Raw genomic sequence first — 21,397 nt, 5'->3', positions numbered from 1 at the left:
ATGAGCAAAAAAATGCCAGCAACAATGCTGGCATATTTTTATGTGTAGAATAGTTAATCAGAATTCAGGTTAATAACAAAATGCATACCTTGTTATCAACACTGTTTTATTACCTCAAAATAAACTACTTAATTAAGCGAATTGGTACAATGCTAAGAAAACACTACAGTTTTATTACCATTAATAAATAGCTTATGCTCTGATGCAAGTTGGAGTGCTTTACAAAACACTGTTTTCTCTACATCTTTACCCATTTTAGCCATCATTTCGGCGGTATTAGCATGTGTAACGCTTGTTACATCCTGCAAAATAATAGGGCCTTCATCAAGCTCATTATTCACAAAGTGAGCGGTAGCACCAATGATTTTTACGCCGCGCTCAAATGCTTGATGATAAGGTTTAGCACCTATAAATGCGGGTAAAAATGAATGATGAATATTAATTATTTTGCCTTCAAAGCGACCCACAAATTCAGGGCTTAAAATACGCATGTATTTGGCAAGACCAATAATATTAGGGTTGTAGCTGGCAATTAAATCACCTACTTTTTGATCGTGCTCGCTACGAGTTAGTCCTTCGTGCGATACAACATGAAAGGGCACATCAAACCCTTTTGCTAAAGGCTCTAAATCAGCGTAGTTAGCAATAACGGCTAATACTTCAATATTAAGAGTTTGTTCAAATTGCTTTAGCAACATACCACCTAAACAATGGGCTTCTTTAGTTGCAAGTAAAACTACTTTAGTTTTTGCACCGCAATGTAGGGCAAGTTTAGCGCCTTGTGGCAACAGTGCGCGTAGTTGATCTAAAAAGTCGCTTTGTGGCTCGCCTGTAAGCTCTGTACGCATAAAAAATCGCTGCGCGTCTTTATCTACAAATTCGTTGTTACGCGTAATGTTTAAATTATTTTTATGGCAAAGCCCTGTAATTTTAGCTATTAAGCCTACGTCATCAGCACATTGGGTGGTTAGTATATAGCTCATTGTCCTCATTCTTACCCTGTAATTAATCCTTTCATTATTTGTGTTTTGGCACATAAAGCAAGGGCTTTGTGAACTAATCCAATATTAATCATGTTGTTGAGTGCAAAAGAGGTAATAAAGTTAAAAAGTATTGAATAGAGGTTAAAAAAAATGCCACCTAATTTACAAGGTGGCATTAATACTAATAACCCAGAGTTTAAGTTAATTAACCCTTTGGCTCGGGAGATAAGTTTTCTTCTTGTCTTAAATACCCTGCAGCTTCTTCGTCATCTTTAGCTATCGCTTGCTGAGTAGGTATAGCACGCGTTTGCTGATTTAATTGATGTATTTGTGACGCATTACCTAAATCACGCTCACTGGTGATTGAGGCGATAGATTCACGGTCTTTCAAGAACGCGATAACGTCTTTTTTGATTGCTTGCAATTGTCCTTCGTCTTTATGCATTTCCATAATATGGCGAGGATGTTCAAGATTTTTCATACCTGTTGCTGCAAACGTAGTAGAAATAACACGAGAAACAATAATCCAAGGCGTTATGCTACTGCGTACTAAAGTATTTTCTGAGCGAGTACTATCGTGAATACCAGTACCTGTTGATATTTTAGACTCAGTAAATGTGCCTTCGCATTTAAAGTACACTAGTAGTGATTCAAACTGCATTTCAGCAAAAAATAGATGAGCTGTATTTGTAAGCAATTGCGCAAATGCTTTAATAAGTATACCTATTAGCAATAAGTGAAAGCTTGTCATTAATAGCTCACTAAATTGAATAACATGTTGGTTATTAAATACTTGTTTAAAGCTACTAATATTTGCAGCGTCAACGTAATGATAAATATTAATAAACGAATACGCTAAAAACACAGTAAACGCTAAGGCTATAATATAAAGCAAGTTACCACTTACTAAAGCAAGTAACCTTGCTAGCGTAAAGTTTTTACCTAAGTCTATTGAGTGCAGTTTAGGTTGAATCTCTTGGATCATTTCACCTTTAAAACCGCCTTTACCTTCAATTTGTTCTTGAAGCTTAGGATCTAATTCGCGATAAACTCTGTTAGGTACTTCTTTATAACGACGGTTAGCCATTACTAGGTTGTCTAGGTTTATAAAAATTTCGTCTGGATGAACAGACTCTTGCCAGTTTTCACGTAGTTCTGATACTTCAGCCGAAGGTGTAACTGCATTTAAACGCGCTTTAATCATAATAAAAGCAATTGCGCAGCTCAGAGTGGCTAATACAATAATCGCAATTAAGTACATGCCAGCATGAAGACTAGGTAGTTGCTCAATCCAGCCATCTATTTCTTGTTTGCTAATGTGTTGTTCTTTCATCAACCATGACATAGAAAGACCAATAGCGATGGGTAAAATAAAAGATAACGAAATAATTTTAGCAAGTGCACCAGTACCAAGTGCTTCAATATTCTTTTCTGCATTTCGAGAGATAGGTTTACCTGTAGAGCGCCAAGAAAAAAGCACGTAAAACATTAATATTGCACTATAGACCGGAAATGCTAATTCCCCAGCTTCACCGGTAAAGCCCGACAAAGATACGAATGCAACAAGGCCATAAGCAATAAGGGCGACAAAGGTGCTTACCCATGAGCCAAATAATCGCTGGGCAACATTTCGAATAGGATATGGTAGAAACAATAACTTAGGGATTAAGCTGTGAAGTAAGCGTGATAAAAAACCATTAGGCTCTTTAAATGTACTGTTTTTACGACCAACCAGCATTTCTTCAAGTGATTGCGCTGTGTAGGCTACTTCTTTTTGTTCTTCTTGAGCGGTTGATGCTTGCGATTTACTGTAGTTATAAGCAAGTGAAGTTGGGTGGTTTCTACCTACAAAGTATTTAAGTGTTGCGTAAATACCTGCCGATAGTGAGCGAATGCCGAATGCTAAAATAAGCATGCCAAACACCATTAAAATCCAACCCGCGGTTGTATCTTCTTTCACAGAGCCCGCAGCAATAACAAGTAAACTAATACCTGCTATAGACTCAATGAGTCCTCTTAATGCTGTTACTTTACCTTCCAGTTTGAAGGGGTTTTTTAGTCCAAGATCAATCGATCCATAATCAAAAGCCATTGAATTCTCCATTTAAACAGCACCCCAATTGCGGGGACAAAGTGTAATTAATCTGAACTTAGGATAATAAATCTATCTCAAGTAGCTTTTTTTAGCGCTAAGTGCATTGAGTTTAATCGTAATAGACTTGTTGCTGGCGCGTAAGTTCGACCTGCTTTTACGAAAACCTAAATAGAATTATTAATATATATTAAGTATTTATAATTGTTGTTGGTTTTTTATTATATATCAATAATCTTGTTCAGTTTAAGGTTATTTTAAAGTGATACATTTTATATTCCGACGCATGCTTAAATATAACTGGAGGGTTAATGAAGCTAATTTATGTAGACGATAATTTACCAGGGATCACTCGTAAACTTAAACATAAAAGTTGGCTTTACTTTGATCCAATCGGTAAGCAAATAAAAGAGCAAAATGTGATTGATCGTTTGAATGGATTGGCATTTCCGCCTGCCTATAAAAACGCCTGGTTTTGCCCAGAAGAAAACGGACATATTTTAGCGACAGGATTTGATAGTAAGGGGCGAAAGCAATACCGCTACCATCCTGAATTTAGGGCGCAACAAGAAGCAAAAAAATATCAAGCATGTGGAGTATTTGGTAATAAACTCCCTTTGTTAAGAGCGCGTTTAGAAACAGACTTACAAGGCGATGAGCTTAATATTGAACGCACTTTAGCTGCAGTTGTAAGACTTATGGATTTAGGTGCGTTGAGGGTAGGTAACGAGCGTAACGTAAAGCAAAATAAAAGTTTTGGTGCGACAACATTACGAACACGCCATGCAAAACTCACGGGCAAAAATATTCAGCTAAAATATCGTGCCAAATCAGGTAAAGAACGTGAAGTAAATATAACCGACAGGGTGCTTAGCCATGTTATAAAAGACTTACAAGATTTACCCGGGCAGCATTTATTTCAGTATATAAATGAAGGTGAGCGCACAAATGTTACATCAAGCGAAATAAACCAATACATTCAGCAAATAATGGGCGAGGAGTTTAGTGCAAAACACTTTAGAACTTGGCGAGCAAGCGTTATTGCATTCAAACAATTAGCTAAAGCTAAAGGGGCGCTTACTTTAAAAAGCATGCTTGATAGCGTATCTGAGCAACTTGGTAATACTCCAGCTATAGCACGCAAATCTTATGTGCATCCCGATTTAATTACGCTGTGTAAAGAAGATGAAGATACTCAAACTGCGTGGAGAGAGTCCCTTTCATTACCACGAAAAACAAAGTACTTGAGTCGTTATGAACGTGGTTTTTTAGCTTTTTTAAAAGATTAATTGCCATAGCAACTTTACACACTTGAGCATATTAATTACATATTCTTTAATTTAATTTATTAACGTTTAGAATAAGGGTTTTTAAAAAGTCATTAAATTTCAATTGTTTATTTTGAAACTTTAATTTGGCATTACCGTTGCACCTCCAGTGTACTACTTAGTGGTAAGTACAAAAGCATTTATCAACGATATTTAGCGAGGAGGTACATAGTGAAGGAGTCATTTTCAAATCAAGCGCTTACTAAAGCAAAGGGCTTTACTTTAAAAACTGCATTATTTATTGGCATGAGCGGCTTATGCTCAGCACCAACACTCGCTGCCGATGAGCTTGAAAGTGTGGTACTCGCTAACTCTTCACTAACTACTTACAACTCACAAAAGTACATGCAAGCTGATGACACCTACTACTTTGACCAATATTCAGCGCAGTTAATTGAACGTACAGAAAAAGCTATTAATTGGTATCAAGAAATAGTTAACAAAGGTGGTTTTACACACTTATATCACGACGAATTGCTTGAACTGGGCAGTAATAATAAAGAGGTGAGCTTACTTGCACAGCGCTTATATCAAGAGCGTGACTTAAAAACTAATGTGTGCGACGAAGCTATATGCACGTTTGATAAAGATTTAGAGCAAGCTGTTAAGCAATTTCAAAGCCGCCATGGTTTAAAAGTTGATGGCCGAGTGGGTAAGCGTACTTTTGCATCGCTTAATGTGCCCGCACAGCAAAAACTCGATAAATTAAAACTTAACTTTTATAGAATAACTAACTTTGCAGGCGCAAGTGATGAGCAATATGTGTATGTAAATATTCCAGAATACAGCTTACGATTTGTAAAAGCTGGCGATGTAAAATTAAAAAATAACGTAATTGTAGGTAAACCAAGTTGGGAAACACCTGCATTTAGCGACGAAATAGAAAAGTTTGTAGTTAATCCTGAATGGCGTATACCCACATCAATTGCCACCAAAGAAATTGCTCCAAAGGTAGCCGAGGATCCTGACTACCTTGTAAAAAATAACATTGAAATTAGAAAAAACAGCTACCTAGACTCACAAACTGTTAATCCAAGCAATATTGATTGGGATTCTATTAAGCCGTACCAATTTGATCACTTTTTAGTAAAACGTGCTGGTGAAGAAAACCCTCTAGGGGAAGTTAAGTATTTATTTCCCAATGCCGAAGCAATTTATGTTCACGATACACCAGCAAAGCACCGTTTTAGCCAAGCAAACCGAGCCTTATCGCATGGCTGTATAAGAATAGAAAAGCCTTTTTCGTTAGCGCGTGAAATTATTAAGCACGAAGGAGAAGCACAGACACTCAATAATATGGACAGCGCACTTGTTCAAAACAGTACTCAGACGTTTTATTTAGATGAGCCTCTTCCTATTCATTTAGTTTATTGGACTGCATGGGTTGACGAAAATAAGCTGGTTAACTTTAGAGATGACATATATCAACGCGATAAAAAAGCACTATTAAAAAATGATGAACAGTCGGTGATTGCCGCTTTGTTAAAAAATAAATAATGAGAGGGTTTATGCAATTTATTCATTACATTTCTATCGCCATATTCACAATTATATTTGGCAATAGTGTATTTGCTGCAGCGCTTACAAAGCCTGCACATCAGGTAGTTGATATAAAAAACAAAGCCAACTTTGAAGATGCAGAATTTAGCCTAAAAATTAACGATATAGTTATGCCATATTCGGTGTTTTCAGTATTTGTAATGCCCAAAGAGCAAGTTGAGTTTGAAGTGCTTTTTGCGCAATCAAAAAATGCTTACACGCTAATTAACACTCAAGGAAAATCTAAGCTTACAGACACCAACCGCTGGCAATGGCAAGCACCCAAAGAGCCTGGTTTAACAACGGTAATTATTGAGTCGCCCGATAAAAAACAGCGTATGAAAATCAACGTATTTGTAAAAGTACCGGCAGACAATGTCGAAGGAGGAAAGCTCAAGTATTACCACATTGGGCACTATCCTAAACCTTCACAGATTAAAGACACTTTACACTACATAGTGCCCGATGGCTTTGTTAAGGTGACGCCTGAAAATGAAAACGTAAAAATATCACCTCACTTTTCACTAAAGGAATTTGTTAGTAAGCAGCGAAGTAAGCACCCAAAGTATTTATTTTTACAAAATAAGTTGCTACTTAAACTAGAGAAAATACGAAAAGAACTGATTTTAGAAGGTATACCGGTTAGTAATATGGTGGTTATGAGCGGTTATAGAACTCCGTACTACAACAAATCAATTGGTAATGTAAAACTTAGCCGACATGTATTTGGTGATGCTGCCGATATTTTTATAGATAACGATGGCAACTACCGTATGGATGATTTAAATAATGACGGTAAGCATTCAATTGGTGACGCTAAAGCTATGGCCGATATAGTGGAGTCGTTAGCTAGACGTGAATCATTTAAAGGTTTACTAGGTGGTTTAGGTATTTATGGACCTAAGTCGCACCGAGGCGCATTTATACATGTTGATACGCGTGGTTTTAAAGCGCGTTGGGTGAGTAAATAGTTATATTAATAAATATATTAGCGCAATTATCACCTAGCATATTTAAAAAGTGCTGGTAAAACTCATATTACCAACACTTTTTGAGACAAGCTTATCAAAAGCTAATAGCATTAAGATAACAACGCCCATGTCATTAAGATGCTAAATGTGTACGATTCGCTAAAGTTAATTTGGCGGACATTAAAAATATCTGAAAATAAACGATTCCAAATTTCGTTAAATAACTTTGATAAAACTAACGCACTAGCGATCCATGTCGCTAAAAGTAACGTCGTTTTTACAATCAAAGAGTCAATATACATATCTATAAGGGCATTTGATTCGTGTGTACTTCCTACTTCATAATTAGTTAATGCAAAGACAAAGCTTATAGCCCATAAGGCTATTGTGGCTAAGATATTAAAACGTGTTGTAATTCCTTTTTCCATTTAAATACTTCCTTTTCAATATTATGTTTAAGCTGTAAGTGCTTGTACTGATTTAGTCTATCCTCGCTCTTATTAAGTATAATATATTATTGCAGCATAAACGTTTCGTATTCTAAATCTTCAAATTGTTTAGAAAGCCAAAATAACCCAACAACAGAGGTAATAATAGTTGAGAGTGCAAAGCCGTAACCATAAAACTGCGGCCCAAAAGCGATTGATAGCAAAGTTAAAACAACGTTTATTACCAGAAATAGCCCAGCTAAAAATAGGACGGTTGAGCGTTTATCTAAATAAAACAAAATATTTAAAATAGATAAAAATATAACCTGTACCCCTACACCGACTACATCAATAAATAAAAGCGTTTTATAGTTTGGATCAATGCCAATAAAGGTAAGTATTTGCTCACCCCATAATAATAAGCAGGCAACGGTAATACCCTGAATTTTAAATATATCGTATAAACCGGCACGCGCAGTTTGGATCATACTGTCTTTTAATATGTAGATCTCTTCAAGAGATGAGCCACCACGAATAGCGGTGTAAAAACGGTCGTACTCTTCTACAAAGTCGGTTTCCATTTTTACTAAAAATACTGCCATACCGGGAATAATAGACAAATAAGCCAAAAATATAGGTAAGTCATAAATTGGGCTGGCTCTTAATGTGCCAATAATTTGAATTGATGTGCTTGGAGAATACCAAAAAATGATTTTATCAGCCCATACACCAATGTTATAAAACAGACCACAAAAGAATAGGCTGTAATACACTTTTTTATTGCTTAAAAAGTCAAAGCTTATAAGTTTTTCACCTGGGTAGCGGCGAATAATCATAAATAAAAAGCTAAAAAAGAGCAGTGCTTCGCCAGCAAAAAATGCAAAAAATAAGCCGTCTAACTGCCAGTCTCTTAATAAATATGCAAGCAATACCATAAAGGCGTAACCACTTAGCATGGTTATTAAAATTAACCGGTATTCTTTCATACCCGATAGAAAAATAGCGCCAAGCCACTGATTACATAAGCTTACAAAGGCACCTAAAATTATAATCTTAGTAACAACGGGTATAGGGAGCATAGGCCATACAGCTAAGCCCACCAATAACGCAGCTATTGTTGTTACAAGTTGTGCACCAAGTAAATTAGGGAGTACTTTTGCCTCTTCTTTTTGAAAAAACAAATCGGCAATAAACCGAGTTAGTAATAACTGCAAGCCACCCGTTAAAATAAGTGAGGCGGCCATCATGTAGGTAACAAGCGTTAAAAATTGAATAATAAGTACTTTAGGTAATACAATTCCTAAACTTAAAATACCAATTAGCATTAACGCTACAATAGAGAGCAGCCAGGGGCCTGAGCCTATTAAACCTGCGTAGCCGTATGCTTCAAAAACTGAGAGCAGGGTATTTTTTTTGAGAATTTTTCGTATCTCAAAACCTATTCCGGCCATGCCATTGTATCCTTATAAAGTTTATCGTAACGGGCAAACATGTGGCTCTCGTCATAAAATTTTTGTACGCGGTCTAGGCCGCTTTGTTGATACTCAAGCCAAGTTTGTTCATTTGTTAGCATGTTTGATATTTGCTTTGCTGTTTCGCTCGGAGAAGCAATTGAGACAACTTCACCGGCTTTACCTAATGCTTTATCTTCATCGGTTCCGCCTTCGATTATTTCGCGGCACGAGCCAACATCACTAGCAAGTACAGGCACACCGGCCGCCATTGCTTCTAAAAGTACTAAAGGCTGCGCTTCGGAAATCGAGGTTAAAGCAACAATTCCGAGCTTAGGCAAAATTTTAGTAATATCTTGCATACCTAAAAACTTAACACTGTTTTGTAAATCAAGGCTGCCTACAAGTAGTTCACATTCTTTGTAATATTGCGGATCTTCTTCATAAGGGCCGATGATCCAGCCTTCGACCTCTGGTAATATCGATTGCGCTTCTTTAATCGCACGTATAAAGGTTTTAATATCTTTTATAGGCACTACACGTCCAATTAACCCAACAACCGGTGGTATCTGTTTTGGACGCTGATCAAGCGCTTCAATAAGGCGCACTGTTTTAATGCCATTAGGTACAACAAATGCTTTTTCAGGCGCTGCACCATCTTTTATTTGGCGCTGTCTGTTACCGTCGTATAGCGAAATGATCTTATCTGCTTCTTGGTATGTTGTTCGGCCTATTTGCTCAAAAAAGCTGATCCACATTCGGCGAATAAAGCCCATCTCGGTATTTAAGTTTTTACCTAGGCTTTGTTCAGACTCTTTGATCCAACTGGCTTGAATAAGATCTATTTTTCTCTCTTTGGTGTAAATACCATGCTCGGTCAACAAAAAGGGAGTATCGCTTATTACACTGGCACCAGATCCTAAAATACCAGCATACCCGGTAGATATTGAGTGAATAAGTTTAACTTTTGGAAGTCCACGTGCAATTTCGGCTATTTTAAATAGCGGTTTATATAAATTGCGGTATGACCAAAAAAAGTCAATAAAAGAGGATTCATCACAAAAAGTTGAATAGTAATTAGTGAGCACTTGCCATGATGATTCACTATATAAAAAGTCGGCTTCGTTAATACCGTCTTTTTTAGCCAAAGTTTCAAATGCAAATTTTAACAATTCAGTCGGGATAGGCTCGTTACAATCTCTAAAATAATTTTGTAGTTGTTGCCAGAAATCAAAGAGCTCTTTTTTATATTTAACCCCATGCTTGGCTTTTATTTCAGAAGTATCATTTTCCACTAAATAATGAACATGCAGCTTGGTAACGTTTTCAGGTAAAGTATATTGAATCTCGCCATAATGCTCTGGTGCTCCACCTATAAAAACAAGCTCAAAGTTATAATGAGGTAACCCTTCAATTATTTGATGAACCCAACTAGATACACCACCACGTACGTAAGGGTAGGTACCTTCCAAAAGCAGTAAAATGTCTGCATTTTTATTACTCATTCCAATACTCCTGCAAATGACGTAATTCACTGCCTTTAGGTTGTTCTGGGAGTTCTTTTAAATAGCGTTTACAGTCGTCAAACTTGTTCATACAAAAGGCAACTTCGGCTTTATAAGGGAGAACATGACGCCTTGCCATACCAAACTCAGTTGCTTTAAGTAAGTACTCATGGGCTATTTCGTATTTGTCTAAGGCTAAAGATATACGGCCTAAAAATATAAAGGTTGCAGGTGTTTTTACGTGCTCAATACTTTGCTCTGCAAGTGCTTCTGCTTTTTCTAAAACGTATTTACGCAGTGCACCTTGGGCTAAACCTAAATAGCTTAGTTCCCAATACAGTTCGGCTAGCTGTTTTTGTAAATGGCTCAATTTAGGCTGCTTAGTCGTAACGGCTATTTCTTGCTGATACAAACTGATTTTTTCGTTGAGTTTGGTTTCTTTACCATCAAGGGTTGAGTAGGCGAGTAGTCGAATATCATCTTCTAAATCTTTAAGTGCTAGCTTTAAAATAGGAATAGCTTGTGAGTCACTCATGTGACGAGCTGCCATTACAGCACTTAAACGTTTATTTGGTTCATTCGCGTGCTTCAAAATTGCTTTAAGTCCGCCAATAGAATAGGTCGGGTTTGCTGATATTGCTCTGGCTTCAAAAGGAAGCTCAGGTATTTTATGCTCTTCTATTTCTATCTCGTCGTTTTTGAGAGGTTTACAAAGAGCAAACGTAAGCGCTACTACAACACCTATAATTCCAAGTACTGGTAATGTAAACAATAATAAAAACATGAGTAGCAAAGAGCTATAAGGAGTCGTTTTGTATTTTTTAGGTATAAAAACATAACTAACAATAGCAAAAAGGATGCTAGCAATAGCATGCAATAATATAGCTAAAAACCAATTAGGTGTTTCCAGTACTTCTATTAGTGCAAAGTACTGGCAAATACACCCTAAAATAGCCGCTACAATAATTATAATCATGAAAGTGAAACCAATCTCTTTATATCATCTGAGCTTATTGGTAGTGCAAGTTGTTGCTCAATAACAATATCAAGCTCAGCTAAAGTGTTACCCGTACGCTCTTTACACCAGGTGTTCATTCGGGCAATAAAGCCTGCTTTTTCAAGTTCATCAGCTAATGGCATTAATAGCAGTAATACCTGATTTTGATTATCATACAAATAAATGTCTAAACCACGGCGTGCTTCACTTAAATAACTCATAAGTTGAGTCGATTTATCAGTAATATTATTGGCTTTTATTTTTAGCAGCTGCGATGGAATGTTGTATCGTTTTGCTTCTTTATTCGCGCGTTTAACTTGGCGAATAAAGTACGGAGACTCTTCATACGTCATTACTGGGTTTGTTATTTCATGGCGCAGTAGGTCGCCAATATGCCCAGCCATAACAGCAAGTAGTGTAAGAGTGGTATTTTTAAGCGCAAAAAATTGTACTCTTTCAACTAAAATAGCGCCATAAATTGTATTATTTACGTCGATAAGTGGGATTGCCATATGGTATTTACTTATACCTAACGCAGTTTTTGCGTCTTTTACTGATACTAATTCTTTTTCTTCAATCATCGCTAATATAAGAGGATCATTTTCAGCTATTTGACCCATTTGGCCAATAGAGGCAAGTGGAGGCTCTAAAACAGTGTCGTTTTCAACTTTATATAAACCCGCTCTTTCTAATAAACCATATTCAACGAATAGGTCGATTATTTTTTGCGCTGCGCTATCAAGCCTTCTTTCTTTTAATAGCCCGATAGAGGTTCTTACTGCTTGTAGCGATTCACGCAAACTTAACGTATGGCCAGCAAGCATTTGCTCTATTCTATCGTGAGATGAATTAATTAAGTGATACTGACGAGTAAATGTTTCAAGGCGATCGGTTACGTACTCAAGCTGAATACTTTGCTGCTGATTAGTACGCTCCCATACATCTCTAAATTCGCCAGTGATCATAATTACAATAATGTAGCCAATCATGGCGTTAATATTGAAGTCGCTTTGTGGTGATAAAATATTTGCTTGAAGTAAAAAAAGTTGACCAACAAGCAAACATAAAATACTAATAAAGCCTTTTGAAAAGCCATAGCGTAGAGAAACTAAAAGTGGGCCAAGTACAGGCCACGAAAACCCTCCCTCAGTCCAAAATGGGTCCTCTGCGTTAAATAATACAGGCAGCCCTAAAGCAAGCGCGGTAAATATAAATACCTCAGCCCATATTTGTAGCTCAGGAACGTCTCTTGGTCTAAGGAAATGTGTTTTCACTCACTAACCTCTATATAAGAAATTAAATCGGCAATCACATCTTGTGCTGTTGCTGCAATGCTATCGCGGCCCCAACCACTTTTAGCAATAGTACCCGTCCAAATCGGCGTTGTTTGTCCATTTTCAGTGAGTGATAATGTAAGTGCAACAACGGGTTCGCCGTCAAGCCCAGCTTTGTAGCGCCACTCTTCAATGCTGCCTGTTAGTACATAGTCAGCTTGTTGAGTGCTTAACCACTGCATAGCATTGTCTAAACGGTATTGATCGTCCAGTGGTGGAAGCTCTTTGGTGTTTACGCGAGGTGCGCGTATAAGAGTTGGTAATTTATTTTGTTGCCAAATACTGGCTAAAATATCTTCAGCACGCTCACCTGCAAGCGGTGTTTGAGCATGATTAACAAGTGGCATTAATGCCACAATTTTTGAAGGGCTAAGCTCTACATCATCAGCAACTCTGCTGGTGGTACATGCTGATAATAGTAATACCAAACACGGTATAATTAAACGAAACATACTCTCTCCTAACATTAAAAATGTACGTAATAACCTAATTGTAATTGTGTATCTGAGTTACCCACTTTATTACTACTTTGGTAACCCAGCTGTAATTTAAATAAATCATCGCCCAGTACAGACCAACCAGCGCCACTTGAAACTGATACATCTACTGTATCGTTAAGTGTTTGATAGCCAGTACTTATATCAAATAACCATGAAGGGCTTGCGCCTAAATAAGGAGGTTCTAAAGAACCAGTTGAAGCAAATGAGGTCCCTAGTGCAAAACGTCTAAATGGTTGAAGGTCAACTCTTAGAGGTCTTGATTCTGTATTTATTAATGCATTTACACGTTCAAAGTCTTGCCATTGCGCACTAAAATAAGCGTTCCAAATTGGGCGGTCTTTTAAAATGCTGTATTGGTAACGTGCATTATATTCTTGGCCATTTATTAGTGAGCTTCCATCGCTTCTTCGAGAAAAAGACACCGCTGCTGCTGATAGCTGTACGTTTTGTCTACCATCAATATTGTAGTTAACATAGGCCGTGGCTTTATCTAGCTGAGCATAGCTAAGTAGCGCTTCTGATTGGCGGTTTTCAACATTATATTCAAGCTTTAAACCTACCTGTGTACGCGAATCCCATTGATAACGAGAGTCTAAGCTAAAACCTTGACGGCTAACTAAGCTGCCTTGGTGAGAATCTATTTTTGCATCAAAATACCAACGACCAAATGTCATCTTATCTTCTATCGCAAACAGTAATCCGTTGTTATCAAGATTTTGCTGATTACTTAAACTTAATTTCCATTGCCCATTAGCATAAGGAAAATAAACGTTTACATCGTACTGGCTACTGTTTAAACCAGCCTCTGGCGATAGGTTTATTTCAAGCGCTCTAAAATAGGATGCGCGTGCATTTCTGAGTAAACTCAATTGCGATTCATTTGCCTCGCCAGCAAGTTCTTCGTACCAACGTTGCATGGTGGCATAGGGTTGTTTTAAATAGAGTAGGGCGTTTAGCTCATCTAATTTGCTTAGTGAACCTTCAGCTATAAGCTGTTTCGCTTTATTAAATTCGCCGTTGGTCATATAAAGTTGTAGTTTTTGCCATGGCTCTAATTTTTGTGCAGCCCTGCGCGCTAACCACCAGTTTGTTTGGGGCTCACCAATAGTGTAGGGAGCAAGTTCTTCCATTGTATTTAATTGCATTAAATGAGGAACAGCCATCGCGCCCGCCCAGCGGAACATTAGGCCTCTGTATGCATATTTATCTTTAGGTAAGTGTTGCAGTAAATAGTGATTAAGTTCAGCAGCATTTGCATAGTAGCCAAGTTGTTTCATTACATCGGCTAAGTTAACCAGTGTTGTTAAGTCACTTGGCTCTGCAATGACCAATTTACGCAAATAAAAGTAGGCACTGTTATATGATTTATCATAAATAGATAAGCTAGCTAAGAGCTGCGTCCACGCATAGGAAGTGTCGCCTTGAGAATAGCGCGTTAAAATGCGGCCAATCATTACAGTGTCATGCATTTGCAGCGCTAACCAACCTTGTGCAAGCACAACATCAGAGTCATATTCGCTTAATTTAGCAGCGCGGTTTAAAGTTGTATAAGCTGAATTTAAATCACTTTGGTTTTGATACCAATTTGAAAGAATTAACCAAGCAGGATAGAGAGCTTTATTATATCGTTGTTTATCAAGTTCAGCATGAATACGTGCAACTGATTTAGCATCATTTACTTGTGTGCTTAATAATGCAATTTGAATCAATTGACGGTCAGTTTGCGACTCGCTTTTCCATAAATAATCAAGAAGCTCCTGAGGCCGACCTTCAAAGCGCAGTTGTTGGTAGTGCAGCATGTCGCCTACGCTTAAAGGGCTTATTTTTTGTAACTGCTCTAATGCATATAGCTCATGAGCTTTGTCTTTGACTCGCGTAGCCATATCTACATTGGCGCTCCAAAACTCATCATCAGAACTTTGTTGCTTACTTTTTAGTACTTGCAGAGCTGTAGCAAAGTCATCGTTTAGCCAAAATGCGCGGGCAATCCAAAGTAAATCTTCTTCATTTTTAGGCCCTTTATATATAGGCCACAGGGCTCTTAGCGCTTCTAAATTACCAGTATCGTGAAGTACTTTTGCTTTCCAATATTGTGATAATGCACTTTTACCATTTATTTGCTCAAAGCGTTCAATATTGTTTAACTCTTGCTTTGTGTTACCAATAAATTCGTTAGCTTGCATCCAATTAGCAAAACCATTGCCTTTCAGACTTCTGTTTTGCGCCTTGTATTCGTATATATCATTAGCATCTTGGTATAAATATAAAGCGGTGGCATCGTTAATACTGTCGGTAAGCATCGCAGGGGTTACGGCTTTGTTAGACATTAGCCATTTAAATTCTCGAAGCGCTTCTTTAGGCTTGTTTTGCCAGCGTTTTATCTTCCAATTTAGTAAGTGTAGCTCTTTGTCATCTGGGCTCTGTAGTAATAATTTTGCGAGTAATTGTTCAGCCTCTTTTGCATTTCCATTTGCTAAACGCAGGTGCATTGCTTTTGTTAAGTAGTCGGTGTTATTTGGCTCAGCTTTTAATAAGCTTTCAATGGCTTGAGCTGCATCTTCTGTATTGCCAGCTAGGTTAGCTAAATAAAGGGTGCGTTTAACATCGGCTTTGTCACCATAGGTTTTCCACCATGCATAAGCTTGAATCGGGTTATTTGCGCCCAGTGCAGTTTCAATCGCTTTAACTGCAATGTCAGCATTTATATTTGTTTTATAAATTGCGAGTGCTTTGTCAGGTTCCCCTGCGCTTAACCAGTAATCGGCTGCAAGGAGTGGCTGTTTATTTTTTTGATAGTACTGAGCAACTTTTGCGTTTAACCCAACTGCTTTTGCAATAGTTAGTATTTGTTCGTTCCAATTTTTATGAGCACCAATTTTTAAAGATAGTTCTTCAAAACGGTCGTCAATATTAGCCCCGCTTGCTAGCCATAATGAGTAAAGCAGCTTTATTTCAAGCGTCGCTTTGCGCTCACCTCTAGGTAGTTTTTCAAGCTCGTTAGTGGCTTGTGAATACTCACTAAGCCCTATATGCAGCTCAACTAATTTTGCGCGTAGCTTTTCATTGTCGGGCTCTGTGTTGAGCGCTGCATTAAGGTACGATTTTTCAAAGGTATAATCTTGTGAAAGTTCATCATCTTCAAAAAATAAGGTGTGAGGAAATAATGCATAAAGTGCAAAACAACTTACAGCTAATATTGCTAATATTGTTTTTACAGAAATTAACTGAGGGCGCTTTTTAGCATTCATTATCGAGCGACTCCATTGCAGTTAAGATAACCATAAAATTGACCCTTTGGTAGATTAAAGTGTGTCACATTAGCGCGTGTTACACCTTTAAAGTGCTCACCCAAATTAGATACAAATTCGCAAGAGCGTGCATTCATTAAATCAAGTGAAGCGGGTACCCACGCTTTAAAACTAACAGGCCCGTTAACTTGCCAGTTATTAATAACAACATTTGCAGACGCTAAATAAGGTTTTTTACTATTTTGGCTGTGATCAAAGCTAAGGCGAGCTATGTTATTTATAATATGTATGTAGTCACCTTTTTCAGTTACACCCGATACACCTTTACTTTGAGCTATGTTTGGCACATCAAAATCGGTAGGTATCCGTAGAGTACGAATGTACTTTGAGCTAAATAACCATTCATTATTATTGTTTTTTGCAAGTGCAGAAAAGTAAAAATCTTTTGCTACTTTTGCATAATGGCTTAAATGCACCGGTGTATTTGGCCTTGCTAAAACATAATCAATGTTGTGTTTAAGAGCGTCTAAGCCCGCAAGAACTTCACCTGAATAAAAGTGATAATAAATAGTGTAAGGTTTTAACCTATATGGCTTTTCTGTTATTTCGAATGTTTCGGTTAAGCGTCTAAAGCCGTAATAAGGGCCATGCCATAGGTTTGTGTAAACATTTTCATTTAATATGGGGGCATAAATTTGATACAGCAAATCACGCTCAGGTCGGCCAATAGGTGATATATGTGTAAGACTAGGATTATCGGCATTTACATCAGTGTTACCACCGTTGACATTTAACACACCTGCATCACGAGCAAGTTCAAGTGCTTTAGGACCAGGAGTTGCATCACCAGACCAAAGTATCATCACTGTTTTTTTATTTTTAGGTGTGAGCTTTTCATCAATGTACTTTATTGAATCTGTAATTTCTTTTTTAAGGCTGATAGTGTTGTAGCCAGGTACATCTAGATGAAAACCGTAATCGGTGTCGTCTTCATCTATTTTTTTTCGCCCAGACAGTGCTGTCCAAAAATAGGGGTGACTATAAGTATGCGAAGCAACTTCTACGTAAGGTAGGTTAAAAATACTACGTGCAATGCCTTCAAGTTTGGCACTTTGTTTAGAGTGAATACCGCCTTCTTCAATGTCAGCTTGGATCACAGATGACGTCAAAGGCAGTTTATAGCGTTTAATTATTTCATCTCGAATCACTTCTGCTGAATAAGGCTTACCTTCGTAATGGGCAACACTTGTAAATCCATCTCCATCTATATGCAGCGTAAGCATTCGCCTGCCACTTTCGGTGGTTGTATCTGGCACTAATATAGGTGGTAGTCCCATAGCTTGAGTTAGTAGTGTACGCGGATCAATAACCCATTTGCTGCCTTCCATCGGAAATGTATCAATTAGCCAAGGAGCAACGACGACTGCACCATATTTAGTTTTAGCAGCTTGTACAACTATTGTGTCATCTGATGATTTTATTGTAATTAAAGGAGTCGCATCAGTTGCTAATTTGAGTAAGTATGGTTTAACAATAGGGGGAGGTGTTGTGGATTCTCCTTTGAGCCAAGGTGCAAAGCTATCTTGTTTATATGGACCTTCAGGCAGTGTGTTTAACGACTCAATACCCAAGCTTAATAATAATTTAGTTGATTGTGGTAACTCGCCTAAAATAAGCTCTGGCACCACACCTAAATTAGCTTCAAGCCAATTGGTAAGTGTTGGTGTGTAAAATGCGTCGCTTGAGGTCCACGAAATAATACCGGCATGTAAGCTAGGGTCAACCAAAGGTAAATCGCGCTTTGCCATATCTATGTAATCAGGTATATACCCCAAATACTCAATCATGGTCGCAAGCTTTAAATGTACGGTAGTGTAAATGAGTGGCTTTACGTTACTGTTATAAGGGATCAAAATGCGCCTAGGCACCGGTGTAATTGATGATGTTCCCCATGTTTGCAGGTGACCATCGGTTACCCATGGATTAAAACCGGCGTCTATAATATTTTGTGCCATAGCGAGGCGATTATCGGGTTTTGCATAATCAATAACTTGGACGTTAAGGCCTAAGTCTTGTGCTGTTTTTAATTGTGCGCTTAGCCAATCTTGGTCGTTTTTGTTGGTCAGCTTATAGCTATTGTCGGTTGGATTAAAGTGGCTATACAAACCCTCAGCAACTAAGTCTTTAGCTAAATTAGCGAGTTTAGGCAATAACTCAAAGCCCCGGTTAAGAATAAGGTGCTTATCAAAAGTCTCAGATAGTGAGCTTATTATGGTGACTAACCCAGCTTGTTGATCGGGTTTACTGTGTGTAGCATCTAATAGCTGATAGCTATCAAGGGTATCTAAAAATAAGCCGCTAAAGCCACGTGCTTTTAATGCCGCAGCGCTATTTGCAATATATTGTTGCCAATGTGCTGATGTTAAATCCGCAATGTGGCTATTCCAGTTGGGGTTTATGCTAAGTGATGACTCACTTTGATTAAACGACTCACCAACACTTAAATAAGCATAAACAGCAATATTACGCTGTTTAAACCAATTAAGTTCGTGCTCAGTCACAAGATCAGGCTGGACTACAACGCGAGAATAAAAGGTCATTTCGGCTAATGGCATCGGCGCTGAGTAGTAAAAAGCGATACTATTATTTACAGGTGCTGAGAATGCATGAGCAGACACTAAAAGTGCAAGGTATAAAATATATTTCATTAATAATTCATTTTTATTAGATTATAACTGTGACTCAAAGTGATGCGTTCCGATTTTCTAGTTGTTTGGTATTAGTAATATAGGGTTATTATATGTTAATGGAAGTTTAATATCTATATGTTCATTATTTATATGAACCTAAAATCAATACTAACATGAGTCGTGCGTTAACTCATTACATAGCTGGTGATTAGCCGTCTCAGTACGCTATAAAATTAAGTTTAGATCAATGCAGCTGCTAGAACTTTAAATCTCTAATGAAAGAGTGGCAAATTATATATTAATTAATACGAAGGTCTCAGTGTTTTTAGTGTCCAAATACCTTCCTTGTGACTATAATATCTGCTAATTGAGCATAGTATGAGTTTACTCCCACCAATTTGTTTTTATTTACTATGCTTTTAAACCCAATAAAACAATGTAAACAGCCGTAATTTAATTTTTGGCTATTGTCGCTATATATGCATTTATATACCCCGGAGAAATAATGAGTAATTTAAGCTTGAAAAACAAACTGTTGTTATTAGCTATATTGCCCTTAATGCTACTTTTGATTAGCTTGATGCTGAGTTCTTATTATTTAGAGAATAAAAATCAGCAACAAAATTTTGAAGCATTTCAAACTAAACTAATAAGTGACAAACAAACGTTGCTAAGCACCGAGGTGGAAATTGCCAGTAAAATTGTGCGCTATCAAATAGCAAATGGCTCTGAGCAAGATGCTAAAAACGCTTTAAGAGATTTAACATTTGGTCAAGGTGGTTACTTTTTTATATACGACACAAATGGCGTTAGTGTTTTTCATGCATTATTAGGTGATGCTATTGAAGGGCAAAACAAAATAGGGATGACTGACCCTAACGGTAAAAAAATAATAGTTGGCTTATTAGATCAAGCTAGAAAAGGCGGTGGCGCTTTTAACTATCATTTTCAAAAACCAAATACCACAGGCTTAGTTGAAAAAATGGGCTATGCAGCAATGATCCCAGGTACAAACTGGATGATTGGTACTGGCGCATATATGGATGATATAGGCGCAGAACTACTTAAATATCAAACAGCAATGCAAGAGCACATGAATGATAAGGTAGTGACCTTATTGCTAATTGCTTTATTTTGGGTTGTGTTAACTATTGTATGTGCGTTAGTTGCCGCAAATACAATGGTAAAACCAATACAGCGCATGGCGCAAAGCCTTGACGATATTGCAAAAGGTGAGGGCGATTTAACCAAACGTTTAGATATTGATACTAACGATGAAATAGGCCAACTTGGCGAAGCATTTAATATGTTTGTAAGTAAGCTACATGGCATTATTGCCAATGTGGTTGATGTAACACACGATGTAAAAACAGCCTCTAGTGATATAAATACACAAACACGGTTAATTGAAGACAAGCTACTTAATCACAATCATGAAACAGACCTTGTTGCGACGGCTATTACCGAAATGTCGGCTACTTCTCATGAGGTGGCTCAAAATACGAATCAAGTGGCAGAGTCAACCCAAGCGGCAACGCAAGAAGTTGCTAAAGCTCAAGAGTGTGTTGATATTTCACTCAGTGAGGTGTCTAACCTAATGGGCGAGATAAACCTAGCCGCAGAACAAGTTGATTCACTCAGTGATCAATCTAAAAAGATTAATAGTGTACTAAGCGTAATTGGTGGAATTGCCGAGCAAACAAATTTACTTGCACTTAATGCTGCAATAGAAGCTGCACGAGCAGGTGAGCAAGGGCGAGGGTTTGCTGTTGTTGCTGATGAGGTAAGAAGCTTAGCAAGTCGTACTCAAGTTAGCACATTAGAGATTAGTGAAATGTTGAGTGAGTTACATAATTTAGTATCGGATGCTGTAGCCGCAATGCAAGCGAGTCAGAATAGTTGTAATCGCTCAGTAGAATCGTCTCGTGCTATTTCAGAAAGTTTAGGTGCGGTAACAACCTCAGTTAGATCAATTAACGACATGAGTACGCAAATTGCGACAGCGGCGCTGGAGCAAAGTAGCGTTACAGAAGAAATAAACCGTAATGTATTTGCCATTCAAGAAATCGTTAATGAACTAACTATTTCAAGCAAAACTACCTCTTCGGTAGGCCAGCATTTAGCTGCGCGTGGTGAAAACTTAGGCCAGCTTGTTGGCCAGTTTAAAATTTAACAAAGTTTAAAGCTTTACAGTAAAAGCCGCTAATAGCTAACACCGATCAGTTAAGGTATTTTTGATCGGTTGACTGATCTTTTGGTTGCTTCACAATACCCTTATCATCTTTTGATTATGAGGGTATTTTTATGCTTAGTCATTGGTTACTTGATACG

General features: G+C 37.7%; 14 protein-coding genes. 4 read left to right on the top strand and 10 right to left on the bottom strand.

All coding sequences use genetic code 11. The annotated features are described in order from the left end of the window. Positions 1-152: 152 nt before the first annotated feature. Together purU and AAEY62_RS12190 are read right to left on the bottom strand one after the other, a co-directional pair. Positions 153-983, bottom strand: coding sequence for a formyltetrahydrofolate deformylase (gene purU / locus AAEY62_RS12195; RefSeq protein WP_197101406.1), 831 nt, complete (start codon positions 981-983; stop codon positions 153-155). Positions 984-1,188: 205 nt separating this feature from the next. Beyond that, on the bottom strand, positions 1,189-3,075 hold the full coding sequence (locus AAEY62_RS12190) for a hypothetical protein (protein WP_024591489.1): 1,887 nt from the start codon (positions 3,073-3,075) through the stop codon (positions 1,189-1,191). A 311-nt stretch (positions 3,076-3,386) separates the two neighbouring features. On the opposite strand from AAEY62_RS12190, the gene AAEY62_RS12185 reads away from it, so the two are divergent. The 3 genes from AAEY62_RS12185 (at position 3,387) to AAEY62_RS12175 (ending at position 6,913) form a co-directional block, all read left to right on the top strand. Beyond that, positions 3,387-4,364 (top strand): DNA topoisomerase IB, encoded by a 978-nt coding sequence (locus tag AAEY62_RS12185; protein WP_024591490.1) that lies wholly within the window; start codon positions 3,387-3,389, stop codon positions 4,362-4,364. Between the two features lie 210 nt (positions 4,365-4,574). After that, a complete protein-coding gene (locus AAEY62_RS12180; protein ID WP_350635023.1) occupies positions 4,575-5,900 on the top strand; it encodes a L,D-transpeptidase family protein in 1,326 nt (441 codons plus the stop codon). Between the two features lie 11 nt (positions 5,901-5,911). Continuing rightward, complete coding sequence (locus tag AAEY62_RS12175) at positions 5,912-6,913, top strand: D-Ala-D-Ala carboxypeptidase family metallohydrolase (RefSeq protein ID WP_024591492.1); 1,002 nt, start codon at positions 5,912-5,914, stop codon at positions 6,911-6,913. A gap of 110 nt (positions 6,914-7,023) precedes the next feature. Here the strand turns inward: AAEY62_RS12175 and AAEY62_RS12170 are convergent, their stop codons facing one another. The 8 genes from AAEY62_RS12170 to AAEY62_RS12135 form a co-directional block, all read right to left on the bottom strand. Further along, the gene (locus AAEY62_RS12170) at positions 7,024-7,341 is read right to left on the bottom strand and encodes a hypothetical protein (protein ID WP_024591493.1); all 318 of its coding nucleotides are present in this window, start codon (positions 7,339-7,341) and stop codon (positions 7,024-7,026) included. An 86-nt stretch (positions 7,342-7,427) separates the two neighbouring features. Next, complete coding sequence (pelG, locus tag AAEY62_RS12165) at positions 7,428-8,792, bottom strand: exopolysaccharide Pel transporter PelG (protein WP_024591494.1); 1,365 nt, start codon at positions 8,790-8,792, stop codon at positions 7,428-7,430. Next, positions 8,780-10,297 carry a GT4 family glycosyltransferase PelF gene (gene pelF / locus AAEY62_RS12160; protein ID WP_024591495.1) on the bottom strand — a complete coding sequence of 506 codons (1,518 nt, stop codon included), beginning with the start codon at positions 10,295-10,297 and terminating at the stop codon, positions 8,780-8,782. Before pelF ends, pelG begins: the two co-directional genes overlap by 13 nt. After that, on the bottom strand, positions 10,290-11,273 hold the full coding sequence (locus AAEY62_RS12155; protein ID WP_024591496.1) for a tetratricopeptide repeat protein: 984 nt from the start codon (positions 11,271-11,273) through the stop codon (positions 10,290-10,292). Before AAEY62_RS12155 ends, pelF begins: the two co-directional genes overlap by 8 nt. Next, positions 11,270-12,568 carry a PelD GGDEF domain-containing protein gene (locus tag AAEY62_RS12150; protein WP_007584806.1) on the bottom strand — a complete coding sequence of 433 codons (1,299 nt, stop codon included), beginning with the start codon at positions 12,566-12,568 and terminating at the stop codon, positions 11,270-11,272. The genes AAEY62_RS12155 and AAEY62_RS12150 overlap by 4 nt, the downstream gene beginning before the upstream one ends. Continuing rightward, the gene (locus AAEY62_RS12145) at positions 12,565-13,080 is read right to left on the bottom strand and encodes a hypothetical protein (protein ID WP_007584808.1); all 516 of its coding nucleotides are present in this window, start codon (positions 13,078-13,080) and stop codon (positions 12,565-12,567) included. Before AAEY62_RS12145 ends, AAEY62_RS12150 begins: the two co-directional genes overlap by 4 nt. 14 nt (positions 13,081-13,094) lie before the next feature. After that, on the bottom strand, positions 13,095-16,376 hold the full coding sequence (locus tag AAEY62_RS12140; RefSeq protein WP_024591497.1) for a tetratricopeptide repeat protein: 3,282 nt from the start codon (positions 16,374-16,376) through the stop codon (positions 13,095-13,097). Further along, on the bottom strand, positions 16,376-19,084 hold the full coding sequence (locus AAEY62_RS12135; RefSeq protein WP_350635022.1) for a bifunctional glycoside hydrolase/polysaccharide deacetylase family protein: 2,709 nt from the start codon (positions 19,082-19,084) through the stop codon (positions 16,376-16,378). The genes AAEY62_RS12140 and AAEY62_RS12135 overlap by 1 nt, the downstream gene beginning before the upstream one ends. 487 nt (positions 19,085-19,571) lie before the next feature. On the opposite strand from AAEY62_RS12135, the gene AAEY62_RS12130 reads away from it, so the two are divergent. Then, positions 19,572-21,239, top strand: a complete 1,668-nt coding sequence (locus tag AAEY62_RS12130) for a methyl-accepting chemotaxis protein (RefSeq protein ID WP_024591499.1) — start codon at positions 19,572-19,574, stop codon at positions 21,237-21,239. Positions 21,240-21,397: the final 158 nt, after the last annotated feature.

It is taken from the genome of Pseudoalteromonas sp. GW168-MNA-CIBAN-0100, from assembly GCF_040309225.1.
GTDB lineage: Bacteria > Pseudomonadota > Gammaproteobacteria > Enterobacterales > Alteromonadaceae > Pseudoalteromonas > Pseudoalteromonas arctica.
The sequence above is the reverse complement of the archived record's forward strand: the minus strand, read 5'-3'. Positions and strand labels throughout refer to the sequence as shown.